This window comes from Streptomyces sp. NPDC047014 (assembly GCF_040644195.1).
In the GTDB taxonomy this organism is placed as follows: Bacteria; Actinomycetota; Actinomycetes; order Streptomycetales; family Streptomycetaceae; genus Streptomyces.
Map to the genome: position 1 here is coordinate 1 of NZ_JBEYVX010000032.1, position 19108 is coordinate 19108.

Sequence of the window (19108 nt, forward strand, 5' to 3'; positions counted from 1 at the left end):
GCCCCCGGCGCCCCCGGCGCCCCCGGCGCCCCCGGTGCCCCCGGCGCCCCCGCCACCCCCTCACCCCGCACGCCGCCCCCGCTCCAGCGGAGCCTCCGGTACCAGGTGGCAGACGAGCAGTTTCAGGAAGAACAGCGGCGCGAACCAGGCGAGTGCCACCGCCACCGGCAGCCAGAACAGATTCACCAGCACCGCCGCCATCAGCGCGGCCATCGCCACCGGCCGCCGCAGGTGCAGCGGCGCGTACTCCACCGCCATCGCCCCGCCGAGGAGCAGCACGGCATTGCCCGCCGTCCAGCCGAGGTCGCCGCCCAGCACGTACAGCCCCATCGCGCCCAGGTGCAGCAGGTGCGCGGAGACGAACAGCAGCCGGGCCCGCCGGGCCCCGGGATCCGCCCGGTGGTACCACCGCTTCGCGGCGTTCGTGGCATTGGTCAGGACTCCGCCCACCAGGTCGAGCCCCATCAGCGCGACCACCGTCACCTGCCCCGCCGACCACTCCCGCACCGCCCCCGAGCCCCACAGCCCGGCGGCCAGCAGCACCGCGCAGCCGGTCAGGCCGACGGACTCCACCACCGACTCGGAGCGCGACTTCCCCGGCCCCATGAAGCGTTCGAGGCGCCCGGCGAAGCCCGTCGGCGTCTCCGGTATCTCCCACGAGATCCGCAGGTCAGCCCGCATCGGCCGCCACCCCCTCCCCGCCCCACAGCCCGCACAGGAGAACCCACAACTGGCCGCCGTCCTCCGGCGGTTCCACCCCCGCCCGCATCCGCGCCAGCGCCCAGCCATCGGCCGCCCGGACGACTGCGGCGGTCGCCGCGACCATCAGCCCGTGGTCCACCTCCGTACGGATCAGCCCGAGCCGGCGGCCGTCCGTCACCAGCGCGCCGAACCAGCCGAGCCAGGGCTCGCCTCCGGTCCGCCCGACGGCCGCGTCCGCGAGGGCGAGATCGTCCGGGTGGGTCCCCAGATGGGCCCCGAGCGCGGCGGAACCGGCGGCGAACCGGTCCGCGAAGTCCCGTGCGTCGCGGGCCGGTTGCCAGGGGCCGAGGGCGGCGAGCAGTCGGCCGAGGACCCCGTCGAGCACCGCCGTGAGCAGGTCCTCCCGGCCGTCGAAGTAGTGGTAGGCGGCGGTCTTGGAGACCCCGGCCGCCTCGATGATCTTGTTGTACGAGGCGCCTTCGGCGCCGTGCTCGGCGAAGTGCCGGCGGGCTACGCCCAGGATGTGCTCCCGGCGCTCCACGGGCAGCCGTTCAAAACGGGGAAGAGGCATGACCCGATGATACGCACCAGTGGGGTGTACCACCAGTACACCCCACCACTCCGCTCTAGCGGAACGCCCCGCCGTCACCCTCCAGCAGCCGTCCCATCCACTCCTCCACCCCCGCCACCGACCGCGGCAGCGCCCCCGACATCAGCCGGGCGCCGTCCGCCGTGATCACGAGGTCGTCCTCGATGCGCACCCCGATGCCCCGCAGTTCCGCGGGCAGCGTCTCGTCGTCGGGCTGGAGGTACAGGCCCGGCTCCACCGTCAGGACCTGGCCCTCCTCCAGGACCCCGTCCAGGTACGTCTCCGCCCGCGCCTTCGCGCAGTCGTGCACGTCGAGCCCCAGCATGTGGCCGCTGCTGCACAGGGTGTACCGCCGGTGCAGATCGCCCTCCGCGTTCTTGAGGACGCCCCATTCCGTCAGGCCCTCCGCGATCACCCGCATCCCGGCCCGGTGGAAGTCCCCGAAGCTCGCCCCCGGCCGCAGGGCGGCGATGCCCGCCTCCTGCGCGGCGAGGACCAGTTCGTACACCTGCCGCTGGACGGGGGAGAAGCGGCCGGACAGCGGGAGGGTGCGGGTGATGTCCGCCGTGTAGAGGGTGTCGGTCTCCACGCCCGCGTCCAGCAGCAGCAGTTCGTCGCCGTTCAGCCGGCCGTCGTTGCGGATCCAGTGCAGGGTGCAGGCGTGGGCGCCCGACGCGGCGATGGTCTCGTAGCCGGTGCCGTTGCCCTCGGCGCGGGCGCGCAGGCCGAACACCCCCTCGATCCAGCGCTCCCCGCGCGGGTGCGCCAGGGCGCGCGGCAGGGCTCGTACGACGTCCTCGAAGCCCGCGGTCGTGTGGTCCACGGCCAGCTGGAGCTGCTCCACCTCCCAGGCGTCCTTCACCAGGCGCAGTTCGGACAGGGCGGCGGCGAGCGCCGCGTCGGAGCCCGCGTGGCGGCCGTCCGGGGAGCCGAGCGTGTCCAGGTGTGCGCAGCGGATGCCGGTGAGCCGTTCGGCCTCGGCCAGGTCGGGGCGGCGGCCGACCCAGAACTCCCCGTAGCGGCGGTCGCGGTAGAACTCGCCGTCCCCCTCCGAGCGCGGCGAGCGCGGGCGCAGGTAGAGCACCGGCTCGTGCGCGTGCGGCCCGGACGGTTCCATGACCAGGACGTGCCCCGCCTGGTCCTCGCCGGTCAGGCCGGTCAGCCAGGCGTACGCGCTGTGCGGGCGGAAGCGGTGGTCGCAGTCGTTGGAGCGGACCGTGAGCTCACCGGCGGGGACGATCAGCCGCTCGCCGGGGAAGCGGGCCGAGAGCCGGGCCCGGCGGGCCGGGGTGACGGCGTGGCCGGGGACGCGTGCGGCGGCGGGCAGCGGGGAGGCGGCCCAGTGTCCCGCCATGAAACGGGACAACTCCGCTGAGACCGGGCGGTCGTGACTGCCCGTGTTGAGGGAGGCGGGGGAGTCGGTCACGCGAGCTCCTTCGGGAAAGACGCGAACTGGTGAGCGCACAGGTCTTGTCAGTGCAATTTCACATTACTATGTTACAGCTCACACCGCGGCACGTTAATCCCCGTCAAACGCCGTGTGACGCAGGGCAGTTCACGCACCACCCCCCACCACACCCTCCCCACACAGGAGTTCCCGGTGCTCAAGCACAGAGCAGTGCGCTCTTCCCTTCTCGCCTCCGCCGTGGCGGTCACCCTCCTCGCCACCGCGGCCCAGGGCACCACGCAGGCCGCGGAGTCCGCCGTCCCGGCCACGCTCGCCGGCGCGCGGGCCGCCGCCCCCGCGGCCGCCGGCCCCACGGGGAACCCGTTCGACGAGGTCGACCGCTACGCCCAGCCCCGGGACACCACCCCGGTACCCGCCCCCGCCCCCGGCGGGCAGGCCATCACGGGCCAGGTCCCCGGCGCGTCCCCCGCCGCCACCCCCGCGTCCGCCCAGGAGCTGGAGAAGCGCGGCCGCACCGCGAAGCAGGCGCCCACCGCCAGGAGCGTCGCCGCGGGCGTCCCCTGCACCCTCGACGGGATCACGCGCCTCACCCCCGAGCAGTTCGCCGACTTCCTCGCCGACCAGGCGGTCCTGGCCGACGGCTGCCTGCGCGGGCTCATCTGGACCTGGGACGCCCGCCTGGCCCCGGTCATGTCCGACGCCCACGTCCAGGCCGTCTCCCGCCGGATATCCGCCCTGGCCGCCGCCCACGACGGCCGTAACTCCTCCCACCTGGAGGAGATGTTCACCTACCTGCACGCCGTCGCCTACCACGACTACTCGCGCTCCGAGATCGACGTCACCGACGCCCCCACCGTCGACGCCATGCGCCGCGCCATCGCCGACTTCGGCGCCGCCGCCCGCACCTTCGACGTCACCCCGAGCAACGCCCGTACCCTGCGCGAGGCCCTGTACGCGGGCAGCGCGCCGGGCCTGCGCCAGCACCAGCTGGGCCTCATCAAGAAGGTCCTGGCCACCATGGACCCGGCCCACCCGGCCACCCACCACGACGCCGGCTGGGCGGGCGCCGCCCTCGCCGGGCTGTCCGTCTCCTACCTCGGCGTCTACCCGGGCAACCAGGACGCGGCCTTCCACGCCGCCGTGGCCGCCGACCCCTCCTACCGCGCCGTCTTCAAGTCCTTCGCCGGCTACACCCACCTCAAGGACACCGGCAACGCCTGGGTGGTCCGCGACGCCCTCAGCGAGTACGCCCGCTTCGGCCAGGTCGCGGGCCTGCGGGACCAGGTCGTCGCCGACCTCGGCGGGATGCTGGGGCCGGTCAAGTCCGCTTTCGGCGCCGGCAGCGAGCCCTGGGCGAAGCTCGTCTCCTGGCTCAACGTCTACGAGGCGTGCAAGCCGTACGGGGTGTGCAAGGAGGACATCGAGAAGCAGCTCTTCCCCTACACCTACAGCTACGACAACGGCGCCATCAAGGTCCGCACCGCCCTGGACCGCGCCACCGTCGACCAGCTCTACTACGCCAGCAAGCAGGTCAAGGCCCAGTACCACCGGGTGCTCGGCACCGACCAGCCGCTCGCGGGCGACCCCAACACCACCCTGAACATCGTCCTGTACGGCTCCCGCGCCGACTACGTGAACTACCACCCCATCCTGACCGGCTACGACACCAACAACGGCGGCATCTACATCGAGAACGGCGCCACCTTCTACACCTACCAGCGCCGCGTCCCGCAGGACTCCTCCCTCACCCTGGAGGAGCTGTTCCGCCACGAGTACACGCACTACCTGAACGGCCGCTTCGCCGTCCCCGGCTTCTTCGGCGAGGGCCCCTGGTACGAGGGCGACCGGACCACCGCCATGGACGAGGGCACCGCCGAGTTCTTCGACGGCGCGACCCGCGACAACGGCATCGCCGTCCGCAAGTCCCTGGTGAAGAGCATCATCAGCGACACCGCCGGCGGCGGCCCGCGCATGACCGTCGAGCAGCTGCTGAACGCCACCTACGACGGCGACGGCTTCCGCTTCTACAGCTACGCGGGCACCTTCTTCGAGTTCCTGTGGACCGAGAAGCCCACCCTGCTGCGCGAGATGTACACGCACCTGCGGGCCAACGACGTCGCCGCCTACGACGCCTGGCGCCACCGGATGGGAGCCGACACCTACCTCCAGCGCGCCTACGACCGCTTCCTGGACGCGCAGATCGCCAAGGTGGACCAGCTCTTCGTACCGAACACCACCTTCACCCCCAACGAGCGGCTGCGGGACTCCGCGCTCGCCTCGGTGAAGTCCTCCTTCGCCACGGCCACCTACAACACGCCCGACTGCGTGGAGAACGGCGACCCCGGCAAGCGGCGCTTCACCTGTACCGGACGGATCACCGCGAACCTGAAGAACTGGCGCAACGACGACCAGAACTTCAAGGACATGTCGGAGACGGTCGACTACTTCCTCCTCGACCGGGCGGGCGCCGCCTCCAACAACCTCGCCGACATGAACTGCTCCTTCGGTCCCCTGGAGATCTGGAGCAACAAGACGGCGGCGACCTCGGGTTACAGCTGCGAAGGACCCCTGCGCAGCTGACGGACTCCGGACCGGTCCCGCGCCTGAGGAGGGTGCGGGACCGGTCTGGGCAGCCTCTAAAGAATGTGACATATTACTGCCGTGCTCAAGAGACACTCCCTGGACGCCGTGATCATCGGCGCCGGCGTCGTCGGAGCGGCCACCGCCTACTACGCGGCCCGCGCCGGACTCTCCGTGGCGGTCGTCGACCGCGGCCCCGTCGCGGGCGGCACCACCGGCGCCGGCGAGGGCAACCTGCTCGTCTCCGACAAGGAGGCGGGCCCCGAGCTGGACCTCGCGCTGCTCTCCGCCCGGCTGTGGACCGAACTGGCCGCGGTACTCCCGCCGGAGACCGAGTACGAGCCCAAGGGCGGCCTCGTCGTCGCCCCCGACGAGGCCACCGTGAAGGCCCTGCGGCAGTTCGCCGAAGGGCAGCGCGCCGCCGGGGTGGACGCGGTCGAGGTCCCCGCGCACGCCCTGCACGACCTGGAGCCGCATCTGGCCCCGGGACTCGCGGGCGGCTTCCACTACCGGCAGGACGCCCAGGTCCAGCCCGCGCAGGCGGCCGCCCGGCTGCTGGCCTTGTCGGGGGCCGCGGTGTACCCGGGGGAGGAGGTCACACGGATCCTGCGGGACGGCGAGACCGTACGCGGGGTCCGCACCCCGCGCCGGGAACTCCTCGCCCCCGCCGTGGTGAACGCCGCCGGGACCTGGGGCGGGCAGATCGCCGCGCTGGCCGGGACCACCCTGCCCGTCCGGCCGCGCCGGGGCTTCGTCCTGGTGACCGAGCCGCTGCCGCGGCTGGTCCGGCACAAGGTCTACGCCGCCGACTACATCGCGGACGTGGCCAGCGGCTCCGCCGCCCTCCAGTCCTCCGCCGTGGTGGAGGGCACCCCCTCGGGGCCGGTGCTCATCGGCGCCACCCGGGAACGGGTCGGCTTCGACCGGAGCCTGTCCACCGAGGCGCTGCGCCGGCTGGCCGCCCAGGCCGCCGCGCTGTTCCCCGTACTGGCGGACGTACGGGTGCTGCGCGCCTACCACGGCTTCCGCCCCTACCTGCCGGACCACCTCCCGGCCATCGGCCCCGACCCGCGCCGGCCCGGCCTGCTGCACGCCTGCGGGCACGAGGGCGCGGGCATCGGCCTGGCCCCCGCCACGGGCCTGCTCATCACCGCCGCCCTGACCGGCTCCGTACCGCCGCTCCCCCCGCACCCGTTCCGCCCGGAGCGCTTCGAAGGAGGCGAGGGCGACGAGGACGGCGAGGGGCCCGCCGCGACCGTCCCGAGGAGGACCGACTGATGCGCACCCCCCGCTCCCTGGTGGGCGGCCGCCCGGCCGCCCGCTTCACGATCGGCTTCGACGGCCGGGAACTGCCCGCGCAGGAGGGCCAGAGCGTCGCCGCCGTGCTCTGGAGCGCGGGCATCCTCGCCTGGCGCACCACCCGCGAGGGCGGCACCCCGCGCGGGGCCTTCTGCGGGATCGGCAGCTGCTACGACTGCCTCGCCACCGTCAACGGCCGCCCGAACCAGCGCGCCTGCCTGCTCCCGGCCCGCCCCGGGGACACCGTCACCACCCAGGAGGGAACGGGCCATGCCGACCTCGCCGTCTGACCCCGCCGCGCCGTCCCCCGCCGCGCCGTCCCCCGCCGCGCCGCCCGGCGCCGCGAGCGGTCCCCGCTTGGCCGACCTGGCGGTCGTCGGGGCCGGGCCGGCCGGGCTGGCCGCCGCCGTCACCGCCGCCGGGCTCGGCCTCGCCGTCACCCTGCTCGACGCGGGCGAACGGCCCGGCGGGCAGTACTACCGCCACCCCGCGCCCGGCCTCGGCGCGGCCCGGCCCGAGGCGCTGCACCACGGCTGGTCCGCCTTCGCCCGGCGCGAAGCCGCCCTGCGCGCACACGAGTCGGCCGGGCGGATCACCTGGCTCGCGGGGCACCACGTGTGGACGGTGGTCCCGGACGAGGACGGCGGCTGGACCCTGCACGCGCTCGCCGGGCACGCCCCCGAGGAGCGGGCCGCGACGGTCACCGCCCGCGCCGTGCTCCTCGCCACCGGGGCCCACGAACGCCAGCTGCCCTTCCCCGGCTGGACCCTGCCCGGTGTGGTCGGGGCCGGCGGGGCGCAGGCCATGCTCAAGGGCGGCCTGGTGCTGCCCGGCCGGCGGGTGGTCGTCGCCGGGAGCGGGCCGCTGCTGCTCGCGGTGGCCGGCTCCCTCGCCGCCGCCGGAGCCACCGTGCCCGCCGTGGTGGAGGCCGCCGCCTACACGGCGTACGCGGGCGAGGTCCCGGCCCTGCTGCGCAACCCCGGCAAGCTGGCCGAGGGCGCCGTGCACGGCGGGGCGCTGGCCCGCCACCGGGTCCGGCTGCTCACCCGGCACGCCGTCACCGAGGCCCACGGCACCGACCGGGTCGAGGCGGTCACCGTGACCCGGCTCGACCGCGACTGGCGTCCGCTGCCCGGCACCGCCCGCCGCATCCCGTGCGACGCGCTCGCCGTCGGCCACGGGCTCGTGCCGCAGCTGGAACTGGCCACCGGGCTCGGCTGCGCCACCCGCACCTGCCCCGACGCCACCGTCGCCCTGGAGCTCGACGCCGGGCAGCGCACCACCGTGCCCGGCATCTGGTCCGCCGGGGAGACGGGCGGCATCGGCGGAGCCCAACTGGCCATGGTGGAGGGGGAACTGGCCGCGCACTCCGTCGCGGCCGAACTCCGCCGCCCGCAGGCCGCCCCGCGCGAGGTGGCCCGCCTCGGCCGCCGCCGCGCGCGGCTGCGCGCCTTCGCCGACGCCATGGCCGCCGCGCACCGCCCCGGCGCGGGCTGGACCGGCTGGCTCCGGGACGACGCCGTGGTCTGCCGCTGCGAGGAGGTCCCGGCCGGCCGGATCCGCGAGGCCGTCGCGGACCTCGGCGCGCGGGACGCCCGTACGGTCAAACTGCTCACCCGGGCCGGAATGGGGTGGTGCCAGGGCCGGATGTGCGGTGCGGCCGTGGCCGCCCTGGCCGGGGTGGAGCCGGCGGCGGACCGGCGGCCCCTCTCCTGCCCGGTCCCGCTGGGCCGGCTGGCCGAACTCCCGGCCGCCGACCGCTGATCGGGGTGTCCCGGCCCTTGTGGCCGTTCCGCACCCGCTAGTAAAATGTCACACACCACATAAGGGAGCTGTCACATGACCCACGCGCACACCCCCGCGCCCCGCACCCGCACCCGCCCCTGGCACGGCATCATGGTCGCCACCGCGCTCCCGCTGCGCGAGGACCGGAGCGTCGACTACGACGCGTACGCCGAGCACGTGGCCTGGCTGATCGCCAACGGCTGCGACGGCGTGGTCCCCAACGGCTCCCTCGGGGAGTACCAGACCCTCACCGAGGAGGAGCGGGCCCGCGTCGTCCGCACCGCCGTCGAGGCGGCGGGCGACGGCGACCGCGTCATGCCCGGCGTCGCCGCCTACGGCAGCGCCGAGGCCCGCCGCTGGGCCGACCAGGCCGCCGAGGCGGGCGCCGGCTCCGTCCTGCTCCTGCCGCCCAACGCCTTCCGGGCCGACGAGGAGGCCGTACGCGCCCACTACGCCGAGGTGGCCCGCGCCGGGCTGCCCGTCGTCGCCTACAACAACCCCATCGACACCAAGGTGGACCTCACCCCGGCCCTCCTCGCCCGGCTGCACGCCGACGGCTCCGTCGTCGCCGTGAAGGAGTTCAGCGGGGACGTCCGCCGCGCCTACGAGATCGCCGAACTGGCCCCGGGCCTGGACCTGCTGATCGGCGCCGACGACGTCCTCCTCGAACTGGCCCTCGCGGGCGCCGTCGGCTGGATCGCCGGCTACCCCAATGCCCTGCCCCGCGCCTGCGCCACCCTCTACCGGGCCGCCGTCGCCGGGGACCTCGACACCGCGCTGCCGCTCTACAAGTCCCTGCACTCCCTCCTGCGCTGGGACTCCAAGACCGAATTCGTGCAGGCCATCAAGCTCTCCATGGACCTGGCCGGCCGCCCCGGCGGCCCCACCCGCCCGCCGCGCCTCCCGCTCACCGGCGAGACCGAGGCCGCCGTCCGCGCCGCCACCGAGAAGGCCCTCGCCGAGGGCCTCAACTAACCGATCCGGGGGACTCCATGCGTACGCGTCACGTCTACCACGCGGTGGACTCGCACACCGAGGGCATGCCGACCCGGGTCATCACCGGGGGAGTCGGGGTGATCCCCGGCGCCACCATGGCCGAGAAGCGGCTCCACTTCATCGAGCACCTGGACCGGATCCGGACCCTGCTCATGTACGAGCCGCGCGGCCACTCCGCGATGAGCGGCGCCGTCCTGCAGCCCCCCACCCGCCCCGACGCCGACTACGGCGTGCTCTACATCGAGGTGTCCGGCCTGCTGCCCATGTGCGGTCACGGCACCATCGGGGTGGCCACCGTCCTGGTCGAGACCGGCATGGTGCCCGTCGTCGAGCCGGTCACCACCGTCCGGCTCGACACCCCGGCCGGGCTGGTGAGCGTCGACGTCCAGGTGGCGGACGGGGCGGCCACCGCCGTCACCCTCACCAACGTCCCCTCGTTCAGCGTCGGTCTCGACCTCAAGGCCGAGGTGCCCGGCTACGGCACGCTCACCTACGACCTGGCCTACGGCGGCAACTTCTACGCCTTCGTCGACCTCGACTCCCTCGGCCTGCCCTTTGACCGGGCCCGCAAGGACGAGCTGCTGGCCGCCGGACTCGCCGTCATGGACGCCATCAACTCCGGCCCCGACCGGCCCGTCCACCCCGAGAACCCCTCCATCGCCGGGGTCAAGCACGTCTACCTCGCCGCCCCCGGCTCCGACGCCCGCCGCTCCCGGCACGCCATGGCCATCCACCCCGGCTGGTTCGACCGCTCACCCTGCGGTACGGGCACCAGCGCGCGCATGGCCCAGCTGCACGCCCGCGGCCTCCTCGGCCTCGGTACCGACTTCGTGAACGAGTCCTTCATCGGCACCGAGTTCACCGGCCGGCTCCTCGCGGAGACCACCGTCGGCGGACGGCCCGCCGTGGTGCCCACCGTCACCGGCCGGGCCTGGATCACCGGCACCGCCCAGTACTTCCTCGACCCGTCCGACCCCTTCCCCGGAGGCTTCCTCCTGTGATCACCGTCCGAACGGTGGACTACCACACCGCCGGCGAGCCCTTCCGGATCGTCGACGGCGCCGACGCGGGCCTGCCGCCCGCCCCGGGGGACACCGTCGCCGAGCGCTGCGCCACCGCCGTCGGCCCCGGCGGATCGGGCACCGCGCCGCGCCGGGGCGCCCTGGACGACGTACGGCGGCTGCTGGTGCGGGAGCCGCGCGGGCACGCGGGGATGTACGGCGGGTTCGTGGTGCCGCCCGACGACGACGGGGCCCACTTCGGCGTGCTGTTCTGGCACAAGGACGGCTGGTCCACGGCCTGCGGCCACGGCACGATGGCCCTCGGCGCCTGGGCCGTCGACACCGGCCGCGTGGCCGCCCCGGACGACGGGGACGTGCCCGTGCGGATCGACGTACCGTCGGGGCGGGTCACCGCCACCGTGCACCGGGCCGGCGGCCGCACCACCGGGATCACCTTCCGCAACGTCCCCGCCCGGGTGGCCGCCCGCAAGGTGCCCGTCGCCACCTCCCTCGGACTGGCCGAGGCCGACATCGCCCACGCCGGGGCCTGCTACGCCTCCGTCCGCGCCGCCGATCTCGGCCTGGACCTCTCGCGGGCCGCACTGCCCGCGCTGGTCCGGGCCGGCCAGGAGGTGCGGGCGGCCCTCGCCACCCACCCCGCCACCTGGCACCCGGACGGCGCGCTGCTCTCGGGGGTGTACGGGGTGATCCTGTACGAGGAGCTGCCCGGCACCCCCTTCGGGCCGCACCAGCGCAATGTCACCGTCTTCGCCGACGGGCAGGTCGACCGCTCGCCCTGCGGCTCGGGCACCTCCACCCGGCTCGCGCTGCTCGCGGCCGACGGCAGGCTCGGCCCGGAGGAGGACCTGCTGCACGAGTCCGTCACCGGCACCGTCTTCACCGGCCGGATCCTGGAGGGCGGGATCACCGAGGTCACCGGCACCGCCTACCGCACCGGCGAGCACACCTTCCTCCTGGACCCGCAGGACTCCCTCGGTACCGGGTTCCTGCTGTGAGGGCCCGGACCGCGAAGGCCCGGACCGCTACGGCGAGGACCGCTACGGCGAGGACCGCGACGGCCCGGACGGCCGGCCCGACGCCGCAGATCGGGGCGGAGGCCATGGCCGCACTGCTCACCCCGGCCGCGGCCGCCGACGCGCTGGCCACCGCCCTGCGCGGCGGCCTCGACCCGGAGCACTGCCCGCCGCGCTCGGCGATCGCCGTCCCCGGCGGGGGCGAACTGCTGCTGATGCCGGCCGCGTCGGGGGCGTACGCCGGAGTGAAGATCGCCGGGGTCGCGCCCGGGAACACCGCCCGCGGGCTGCCCCGGATCACCGGCTCCTACCTGCTGCTGGACGGCCCCACCCTGCGGCCGCTGGCCCTGCTGGACGGGGCCGCGCTCACCGCCCTGCGCACCCCGGCCGTCTCCGCCCTGGCCCTGCGCCATCTCGCCCCGTGGGGGCGGCCGTTGCGGCTGGTGCTCTTCGGCTCCGGCCCGCAGGCCCGCGGTCACCTCGACGCGATCCTCGCCGTACGGGAGCTGGCCGAGGTGGTGGTGGTCGGCCGGGACCCGGAGCGGGCCGAAGCCCTCGCCGCGTACGCCCGGGGGCGGGGCCCGGCCGCCCGGACGGGCCGGCCCGAGGAGGTGGCCGGGGCGGATCTGGTGGTCTGCTGCACCACCGCCCGCGAACCGCTCTTCGACGGGCGGCTGGTACGGGCGGACGCGGTGGTCGTCGCCGTCGGATCGCACGAGCCGACGGCCCGGGAGACCGACACCGCCCTCGTGCGACGTTCGGCGGTGTACGTGGAGTCGCGGGCGGCGGCGCTGCGGGAGGCCGGTGATCTGCTCGTCCCGGAGGCGGAGGGGGCCTTCGGGGCGGGCCGTATCACCGGCACGCTCGCGGACCTGGTCACCGGACGGCTGCCCGGGGGAGGGGAGCGGGGCGGAGAGGAGCGCGGCGGAAGGGAGCGCGGTTGTCCACAGCTCTTCAAGAGTGTGGGCATGGCCTGGGAGGATCTTGTCGTGGCGGTGGCGCTGTACGAGGCCGCCGCCGTATGAGCAGCGCAACGTGACATTGTACGCTGGTGCTCTGCTCGTCGGCAGGTGAAGTCGGCAGGTGAAAAGGGCCTCGGAGGAATCGTCATGGGTGACCTGAAGCAGCACAGTCTCATCAAGGCCCAGGAACGCCTCCGCGACCAGGTCGGCCACGCCCTGCGGGCCGCGCTGATAGCAGGTGAGCTGCGCCCCGGCAGCGTCTACTCCGCCCCCGGCCTCGCGGCCGAGCTCGGCGTCTCCGCCACTCCGGTCCGCGAGGCCATGCTCGACCTCGCGCGCGAGGGCCTGGTCGAGCCCGTCCGGAACAAGGGCTTCCGTATCACCGAGGTCAGCGAGCGCGACCTCGACCAGTACACCGAGCTGCGCACGATGATCGAGGTGCCGACCATCGGCCGGATCACGAAGTCGGCCACGGCCGAGCAGCTGGAGGAACTGCGCCCGATCGCGCAGGAGATCGTCACCAGCGCCCGCGAGCACAACCTCATCGGCTACCTGGAGGCCGACCGCCGCTTCCACCTCACCCTGCTGGCCCTCGCGGGCAACGAGCGGCTGGTGGAGACCGTCGGCGACCTGCGCAAGCGCTCCCGGCTGTACGGGCTGACCGGGCTCGACGAGGCGGGCAAGCTGGTCTCCTCCGCCGAGGAGCACCTGGAGCTGCTGGACCTGATGATCAGTGGTGACGCGGAAGCGGCGGAGGCGTGCATGCTCCGCCACCTCGGGCATGTCCGCTCGCTCTGGGCCCAGGGCCGCGACGAGCCGGTGGGCCGCCCGGCGGGCGGTCTGGGAGCGGTCCGCTAGCCCCCTCCGCGCGCCCTCGCACACCGCCGGCCCGGTTCAACCCGGGCCGGTGGCAAGGGATTTGGACACGGCTGGATAACGTCGGCTCCACCCTCTTGTCAGTGCAATTTCACATTACTATGTTACCGGTCACATCGCAGAGCGTGTCCTTCCCTGGAGTGAGTGACCCCATGACCAAGCGCACCCAACTCGCCCTCGCCACCACCCTCGTGGCTGCATTCGTCCTCGGTGCCTCGGGCTGCTCCGGCACCACGAAGGGCTCCGCGGGCAACGGCGGCGCCAACCCCGCCGCCGCCAACGACGGCAAGATCCTCGGCGGCACCCCGGTCAGGGGCGGCACCCTCACCGTCCTGTCGAACCAGGACTTCGCCCACCTCGACCCCGCCCGCAACTGGGTGATGCCGACCATGGACTTCGGCACCCGGCTGCTCTACCGCACCCTCGTCACCTTCAAGGCCGAGCCCGGCAAGGCCGGCAGCGAGCTGGTCCCCGATCTCGCCACCGACCTCGGCACCCCCTCCGACGGCGGCCGCACCTGGACCTTCACCCTCAAGGAGGGCGTGAAGTACGAGGACGGCACCCCGGTGAAGGCCCAGGACATCAAGTACAACGTCGAGCGCTCCTTCGCCCCCGACCTCACCGGCGGCCCCGACTACGCCGCCCAGTACCTGGCCCGCACCGAGGGCTACAAGGGCCCCCTCCAGGGGCAGCACCTCGACTCGGTGAAGACCCCCGACGACCGCACGATCGTCTTCGAACTCAAGCGTCCCGTCGCCGAGTTCTCCGCGACCGCCACCCTCCCCACCTTCGCCCCGGTGCCCCCGTCCCAGGAGAAGGGCACCCAGTACGACGCCCGCCCCTTCTCCTCCGGCCCGTACCGGATCGAGTCCTACGACCGCGACAAGAAGCTGGTCCTCGTCCGCAACGAGCACTGGGACCCCGCCACCGACACCGTCCGCAAGGCGTACCCGGACCGGTTCGTGGTCGTCATGGGCCTCAAGGGCGGCCAGATCGACGACCGGATCATCGCGGGCGAGGGCGCCGACGCCTCAGCCGTCCAGTACTCCGACATGCGCCCCGAGAGCGCCCCCAAGGTGCTCCCCAAGCCCGAGGTCAAGTCCCGGCTGCTCGCCGAGTCCCAGGGCTGTACCGAGATGCTGCACCTCAACAACTCCCGCGCCCCCTTCGACGACCCCAGGGTCCGCCAGGCCATGCAGTACGCCGTCGACAAGGAGGCCGTCATCACCGCGGGCGGCGGCCCCGCCCTCAACGAGGTCGCCACCGCCTACCTCCCCCCGGCCCTCTCCGGCGGCAAGCAGGCCGACACCCTCAAGATCGCGCCGGCCGGCGACCCGGACAAGGCCAAGGAACTCCTCAAGGCCGCCGGGAAGGAGCGCCTGAAGGTCTCCCTCGCCGTCTCCACCGGCGACAAGGGCAAGGCCGAGGCCATCCAGCAGGGCCTGTCCCGCGCCGGGGTCGAGGTGGTCATCGACACCGTCGACCCGGGCGCCTACTACGACGTCATCGGGGACCTGTCCACCACCCCCGACATGACCCTCACCGGCTGGTGCCCCGACTACCCCTCCGGCTCCACCTGGATCCCCTTCGTCTTCGACGGCCGCACCATCAAGGAGAAGGGCAACCAGGGCAACTACAGCCAGTTCCGCGACGAGGAGACCATGAAGCGGATCGACGAGATCAACGCCATGGCCGACGCCAAGCAGGCCAACCAGGCGTGGATCGACCTCGACGCGGCACTCATGGCCAAGTCCCCCAACGTCCCGCTGCTGCTGGAGCGCAAGCCGCTGCTCGTCGGCACCAACATCGCCGGAGCCTTCGGCCACCCCGTCTGGACCGGCACCGTCGACTACGCCACCGTCGGGCTCAAGGACCCGGCGAAGAGCCAGGGCTGAGGAAGCCGGAGCCCGCCACCATGACCACCACCGCCCCGACCCCGGCCCCGCCGCCCGCACCGCCCGCGGCCCCGGCCCGGTCCGCGGCAGCGCCCGGCAGCAGCCCCTGGCAGCTCGCCCGCCGGGAGCTGGGCCGCCGCCCCGCCGTCCGCGTCAGCCTCGGCGTCGTCCTGCTCTTCGTCCTGATGGCCGTCACCGCGCCCTGGCTGGGAGCCCTCGGGGGCTGGTCCCCGCACGAGTTCGACAAGAGCGCGGTCGACCCGTACCTCGGCGGCCAGCCGCTCGGCGCCCTCGGCGGGATCAGTTCCGACCACTGGTTCGGCGTGGAACCGGTCACCGGCCGCGACCTGTTCGCCCGCGTGGTGCACGGCGCGCAAGTCTCCCTGCTGATCGCCTTCGCGGCCACCGCCATCGTGGTGGCCGCGGGCACCGCCGCCGGGATCGCCGCGGGCTACTTCGGCGGCCGCACCGACGCCGTCCTGTCCCGGCTGATGGACCTGACCATGTCCTTCCCCTCCCTCATCTTCATGATCGCCCTGCTGTCCGTGGCCAAGGACGTCAACCGGATCCTCCTGATGACCGCCGTCATCGGCGTCTTCGGCTGGCCCGGCGTCGCCCGCGTGGTCCGCGGCCAGACCCTCTCCCTCAAACACCGCGAGTACGTCGACGCCGCCCGCGTGGGCGGCTCCGGCCCCTGGCGGATCCTCACCCGCGAAATCCTGCCCGGCGTCTCGGGCCCCGTCATCGCCTACACCACCCTGCTCATCCCCGGGATGATCAGCACCGAGGCCGCCCTCAGCTACCTCGGCGTCGGCGTCCGCCCGCCCACCCCCTCCTGGGGCCAGATGATCGCCGAGTCCGTGGCCTACTACGAGACCGACCCCATGTACTTCGTCATCCCCAGCCTCTTCCTCTTCCTCGCCGTGCTCGCCTTCACCCTGCTCGGCGACGCCCTGCGCGACATCCTCGACCCCCGGGGCGGCCGCACATGATCGCCTACCTCGCCCGCCGGCTGCTCGCCCTGGCCGGCGTACTCCTCGCCATCGCGGCCGTCACCTTCCTCATCTTCTACGTCCTGCCCTCCGACCCGGCGGCCGCCGCCTGCGGCAAGACCTGCAGCGCCGAGCGCCTGGCCGACGTACGCCAGCACCTCGGGCTCGACCAGCCGCTGTGGAAGCAGTTCGGCGACTTCCTCACCGGCATCTTCACCGGCCGCACCCTCGGCACCGGCCCCTACGCCGTCGACTGCGCCTTCCCGTGCCTGGGCTACTCCTACGAGAGCTCGCTGCCCGTGTGGGACCTGCTGATGGACCGGCTCCCCGTCTCCGCCTCCCTCGCCCTCGGCGCCGCCGTGCTGTGGCTGGTCCTCGGCCTCGGCGCGGGCGTCACCGCCGCCCTGCGCAAGGACACCGCCACGGACCGCGCGCTGATGGTCGGAGCCGTCGCCGCCGCCTCCCTGCCCGTCTACTTCACCTCCGTCCTGCTCATCTACGGCGTGATCCGCATCGCCGGTCTGCTGCCCTACCCCAGCTACCAGGCGTTCACCGAGAACCCCCTCGGCTGGGCCACCAACCTGCTCCTGCCCTGGACCGCGCTCGCCCTGCTCTACGCCGCCATGTACGCCCGCCAGAGCCGCGGCTCGATGATCGAGGCGATGGCCGAGCCGTACATCCGTACCGCACGCGCCAAGGGCATGCCGGAGCGCACCGTCGTCGTCAAGCACGGCCTGCGCTCCGGGATGACGCCCATCCTGACCATCTTCGGCATGGACCTCGGCGGCCTGCTCGCCGGCGCCGTCATCACCGAGTCCATCTTCGGACTGCCCGGTGTCGGGCGGCTGTTCTACGGCGCGCTCGTCAGCTCCGACCAGCCCGTGGTGCTCGGGGTCACCCTGCTCGCCGCCTTCTTCATCGTCGTCGCCAACCTGCTCGTCGACCTCCTGTACGCCGTCATCGACCCGAGAGTGAGGTACTGATGGCCGCACCGCTCCTCGCCGTGACCGACCTGAGGGTCACCTTCACCACGCCCCGGGGCGCCGTCCGGGCCGTCGACTCCGTCGGCTTCACCGTGGAGGCCGGCCGCACCCTGGGCATCGTCGGGGAATCCGGCTCCGGCAAGTCCGTCACCTCGCTCGCCGTCATGGGCCTGCACCGCGGCGCCGTCGAGGTCGGCGGCTCCGTCGCCCTCGACGGGCGGGAGCTGACCGGCCTGTCCGAGCGCGAACTCGCCGCCGTCCGCGGCCGCCGCATGGCCATGATCTTCCAGGACCCGCTGTCCAGCCTCCACCCCTACTACACCGTCGGCGAGCAGATCGCCGAGCACCACCGCGTGCACTTCCGGGCCGGGCGAGCCGCCGCCCGCCGCCGCGCCGTCGACATGCTCGGCGAGGTCGGCATCCCGGAACCGGGCCGCCGGGCGGGGGAGTACCCCCACCAGTTCTCCGGCGGCATGCGCCAGCGTGTGATGATCGCCATGGCCCTGGCCTGCGAACCCGACCTGCTGATCGCGGACGAGCCGACCACCGCCCTCGACGTCACGGTGCAGGCGCAGATCCTGGAGCTCATCGCCCGGATCCAGCAGGAGCGTGGCCTCGGCGTCGTGATGATCACCCATGACCTGGGGGTCGTCGCCCGCGTCGCCCACGAGGTCCTGGTCATGTACGGCGGCCGGGCCGCCGAACAGGCCCCCGTCGACGCGCTCTTCTCCGATCCGGCCCACCCCTACACCCGCGGGCTGCTCGACTCCCTGCCCCGCCTCGACACCGCCGACGACGCCCCGCTCCCCTCCATCCCCGGCTCCCCGCCCTCCCTGCTGGCCCCGGCCCCGGGCTGCGCCTTCGCCCCCCGCTGCCCGCTGGCCGCCGCGCGCTGCGCCGAGGTACGGCCCGAGCCCGCCGCGTACGGGGACGGCCCCGGGCGGACGGTGGCCTGCCACTTCGCCGGGGCCCGTACCGCCCAGGAGGCGGCCCGATGAACCAGACCGCCGCACCGCTGCTGTCCGTACAGGACCTGACCATGACCTTCCCCGGGAAACGCTCCGCGACCGGGCGCCGGGGGGCGCCCGTGCGCGCCGTCGACGGGGTCTCCTTCGACCTGGAGGCCGGCCGCACCCTCGGTCTGGTCGGGGAGTCGGGCTGCGGGAAGTCCACCACCGGCCGGATGCTCGTCCGGCTGCTGCAACCCACCGCAGGCCGGATCGCCTTCGACGGGAAGGACATCAGCCGGCTCTCCCAGGCGGCCCTGCGCCCCCTGCGCACGGACCTCCAGATGGTCTTCCAGGACCCGCACTCCTCGCTCAACCCCCGCCAGACCGTGGCCCGCATCATCTCCGACCCGCTGCTGGTACGGGGCTGGAGCGCGGCCGACGCGCGCCGCCGGGCCGCCGAGCTGATGGAGCTCGTCGGGCTGATCCCCGAGCACATCGACCGCTATCCGCACGAGTTCTCCGGGGGACAGGCCCAGCGCATCGGCATCGCCCGCTCGCTGTCCACCAGCCCCCGGCTGATCGTCGCCGACGAGCCGGTCTCCGCGCTGGACGTCTCCGTCCAGGCGCAGATCGTCAACCTGATGGAGCGGCTGCGCGGCGAACTGGGCCTGGCCTACGTGTTCATCGCGCACGACCTGTCGGTGGTCAAGCGGGTCAGCGACCGGGTCGCCGTCATGTACCTCGGCCGGATCGTCGAGATCGGGGACAAGCGCTCCCTCTACGAGAACCCCCAGCACCCCTACACCCGGGCGCTGCTGTCCGCCGTACCGCTGCCGGACCCGGCGGCGGAGCGGCGGCGGGAGCGGATCGTGCTGCTCGGTGACCCGCCGAGCCCGGCCGCTCCCCCTCCGGGCTGCTCCTTCCACCCGCGCTGCCCGAAGGCGCGGGAGATCTGCCGGACGGAGCGCCCGCTCCTGCGGCCCGCCGCCTCGCGCGAGGTGGCCTGTCACTTCCCGGGTGACTGACGGGGATCACGGGAAGAAGGGCGGGGCCCCG

General features: G+C 73.9%; 17 protein-coding genes. 14 read left to right on the top strand and 3 right to left on the bottom strand.

What is annotated here, in order from left to right; translation table 11 throughout:
* Positions 1-60 precede the first annotated feature (60 nt).
* From ABZ873_RS18960 to ABZ873_RS18970, 3 genes are read right to left on the bottom strand one after another with little or no spacing between them, the layout of a single operon-like run.
* Entirely contained in the window at positions 61-681 is a 621-nt protein-coding gene (locus ABZ873_RS18960; RefSeq protein WP_360872924.1) for a hypothetical protein, read from the bottom strand.
* Positions 671-1273 carry a TetR/AcrR family transcriptional regulator gene (locus tag ABZ873_RS18965; protein WP_360872926.1) on the bottom strand — a complete coding sequence of 201 codons (603 nt, stop codon included), beginning with the start codon at positions 1271-1273 and terminating at the stop codon, positions 671-673. The genes ABZ873_RS18960 and ABZ873_RS18965 overlap by 11 nt, the downstream gene beginning before the upstream one ends.
* A 55-nt stretch (positions 1274-1328) precedes the next feature.
* A complete protein-coding gene (locus tag ABZ873_RS18970; RefSeq protein WP_360872929.1) occupies positions 1329-2717 on the bottom strand; it encodes an aminopeptidase P family protein in 1389 nt (462 codons plus the stop codon).
* A 174-nt stretch (positions 2718-2891) separates the two neighbouring features.
* On the opposite strand from ABZ873_RS18970, the gene ABZ873_RS18975 reads away from it, so the two are divergent.
* The 14 genes from ABZ873_RS18975 (at position 2892) to ABZ873_RS19040 (ending at position 19077) form a co-directional block, all read left to right on the top strand.
* The gene (locus ABZ873_RS18975; protein ID WP_360872931.1) at positions 2892-5279 is read left to right on the top strand and encodes a collagenase; all 2388 of its coding nucleotides are present in this window, start codon (positions 2892-2894) and stop codon (positions 5277-5279) included.
* A gap of 81 nt (positions 5280-5360) precedes the next feature.
* Positions 5361-6557: an FAD-dependent oxidoreductase gene (locus ABZ873_RS18980; protein WP_360872934.1), complete on the top strand. Its 1197-nt coding sequence runs from the start codon at positions 5361-5363 to the stop codon at positions 6555-6557.
* Entirely contained in the window at positions 6557-6868 is a 312-nt protein-coding gene (locus tag ABZ873_RS18985) for a (2Fe-2S)-binding protein (protein ID WP_360872937.1), read from the top strand. The genes ABZ873_RS18980 and ABZ873_RS18985 overlap by 1 nt, the downstream gene beginning before the upstream one ends.
* Complete coding sequence (locus tag ABZ873_RS18990) at positions 6849-8342, top strand: NAD(P)/FAD-dependent oxidoreductase (protein ID WP_360872940.1); 1494 nt, start codon at positions 6849-6851, stop codon at positions 8340-8342. Before ABZ873_RS18985 ends, ABZ873_RS18990 begins: the two co-directional genes overlap by 20 nt.
* Before the next feature lie 75 nt (positions 8343-8417).
* Positions 8418-9338: a dihydrodipicolinate synthase family protein gene (locus ABZ873_RS18995; RefSeq protein ID WP_360872943.1), complete on the top strand. Its 921-nt coding sequence runs from the start codon at positions 8418-8420 to the stop codon at positions 9336-9338.
* Positions 9339-9355: 17 nt separating this feature from the next.
* Positions 9356-10360, top strand: a complete 1005-nt coding sequence (locus ABZ873_RS19000; RefSeq protein ID WP_360872945.1) for a proline racemase family protein — start codon at positions 9356-9358, stop codon at positions 10358-10360.
* The gene (locus ABZ873_RS19005) at positions 10357-11376 is read left to right on the top strand and encodes a proline racemase family protein (RefSeq protein WP_360872948.1); all 1020 of its coding nucleotides are present in this window, start codon (positions 10357-10359) and stop codon (positions 11374-11376) included. The genes ABZ873_RS19000 and ABZ873_RS19005 overlap by 4 nt, the downstream gene beginning before the upstream one ends.
* 104 nt (positions 11377-11480) lie before the next feature.
* Positions 11481-12419, top strand: a complete 939-nt coding sequence (locus tag ABZ873_RS19010) for an ornithine cyclodeaminase family protein (RefSeq protein ID WP_360872951.1) — start codon at positions 11481-11483, stop codon at positions 12417-12419.
* Positions 12420-12503: 84 nt separating this feature from the next.
* Positions 12504-13214 (top strand): GntR family transcriptional regulator, encoded by a 711-nt coding sequence (locus tag ABZ873_RS19015; RefSeq protein WP_360872954.1) that lies wholly within the window; start codon positions 12504-12506, stop codon positions 13212-13214.
* 170 nt (positions 13215-13384) lie between these two features.
* Positions 13385-15127: an ABC transporter substrate-binding protein gene (locus tag ABZ873_RS19020; protein ID WP_360872957.1), complete on the top strand. Its 1743-nt coding sequence runs from the start codon at positions 13385-13387 to the stop codon at positions 15125-15127.
* A 20-nt stretch (positions 15128-15147) separates the two neighbouring features.
* The gene (locus ABZ873_RS19025) at positions 15148-16119 is read left to right on the top strand and encodes an ABC transporter permease (RefSeq protein WP_360872960.1); all 972 of its coding nucleotides are present in this window, start codon (positions 15148-15150) and stop codon (positions 16117-16119) included.
* Positions 16116-17102: an ABC transporter permease gene (locus ABZ873_RS19030; RefSeq protein ID WP_360872963.1), complete on the top strand. Its 987-nt coding sequence runs from the start codon at positions 16116-16118 to the stop codon at positions 17100-17102. The genes ABZ873_RS19025 and ABZ873_RS19030 overlap by 4 nt, the downstream gene beginning before the upstream one ends.
* Positions 17102-18100 carry an ABC transporter ATP-binding protein gene (locus tag ABZ873_RS19035; RefSeq protein ID WP_360872966.1) on the top strand — a complete coding sequence of 333 codons (999 nt, stop codon included), beginning with the start codon at positions 17102-17104 and terminating at the stop codon, positions 18098-18100. The genes ABZ873_RS19030 and ABZ873_RS19035 overlap by 1 nt, the downstream gene beginning before the upstream one ends.
* Positions 18097-19077 (top strand): oligopeptide/dipeptide ABC transporter ATP-binding protein, encoded by a 981-nt coding sequence (locus tag ABZ873_RS19040; protein WP_360872968.1) that lies wholly within the window; start codon positions 18097-18099, stop codon positions 19075-19077. The genes ABZ873_RS19035 and ABZ873_RS19040 overlap by 4 nt, the downstream gene beginning before the upstream one ends.
* Positions 19078-19108: the final 31 nt, after the last annotated feature.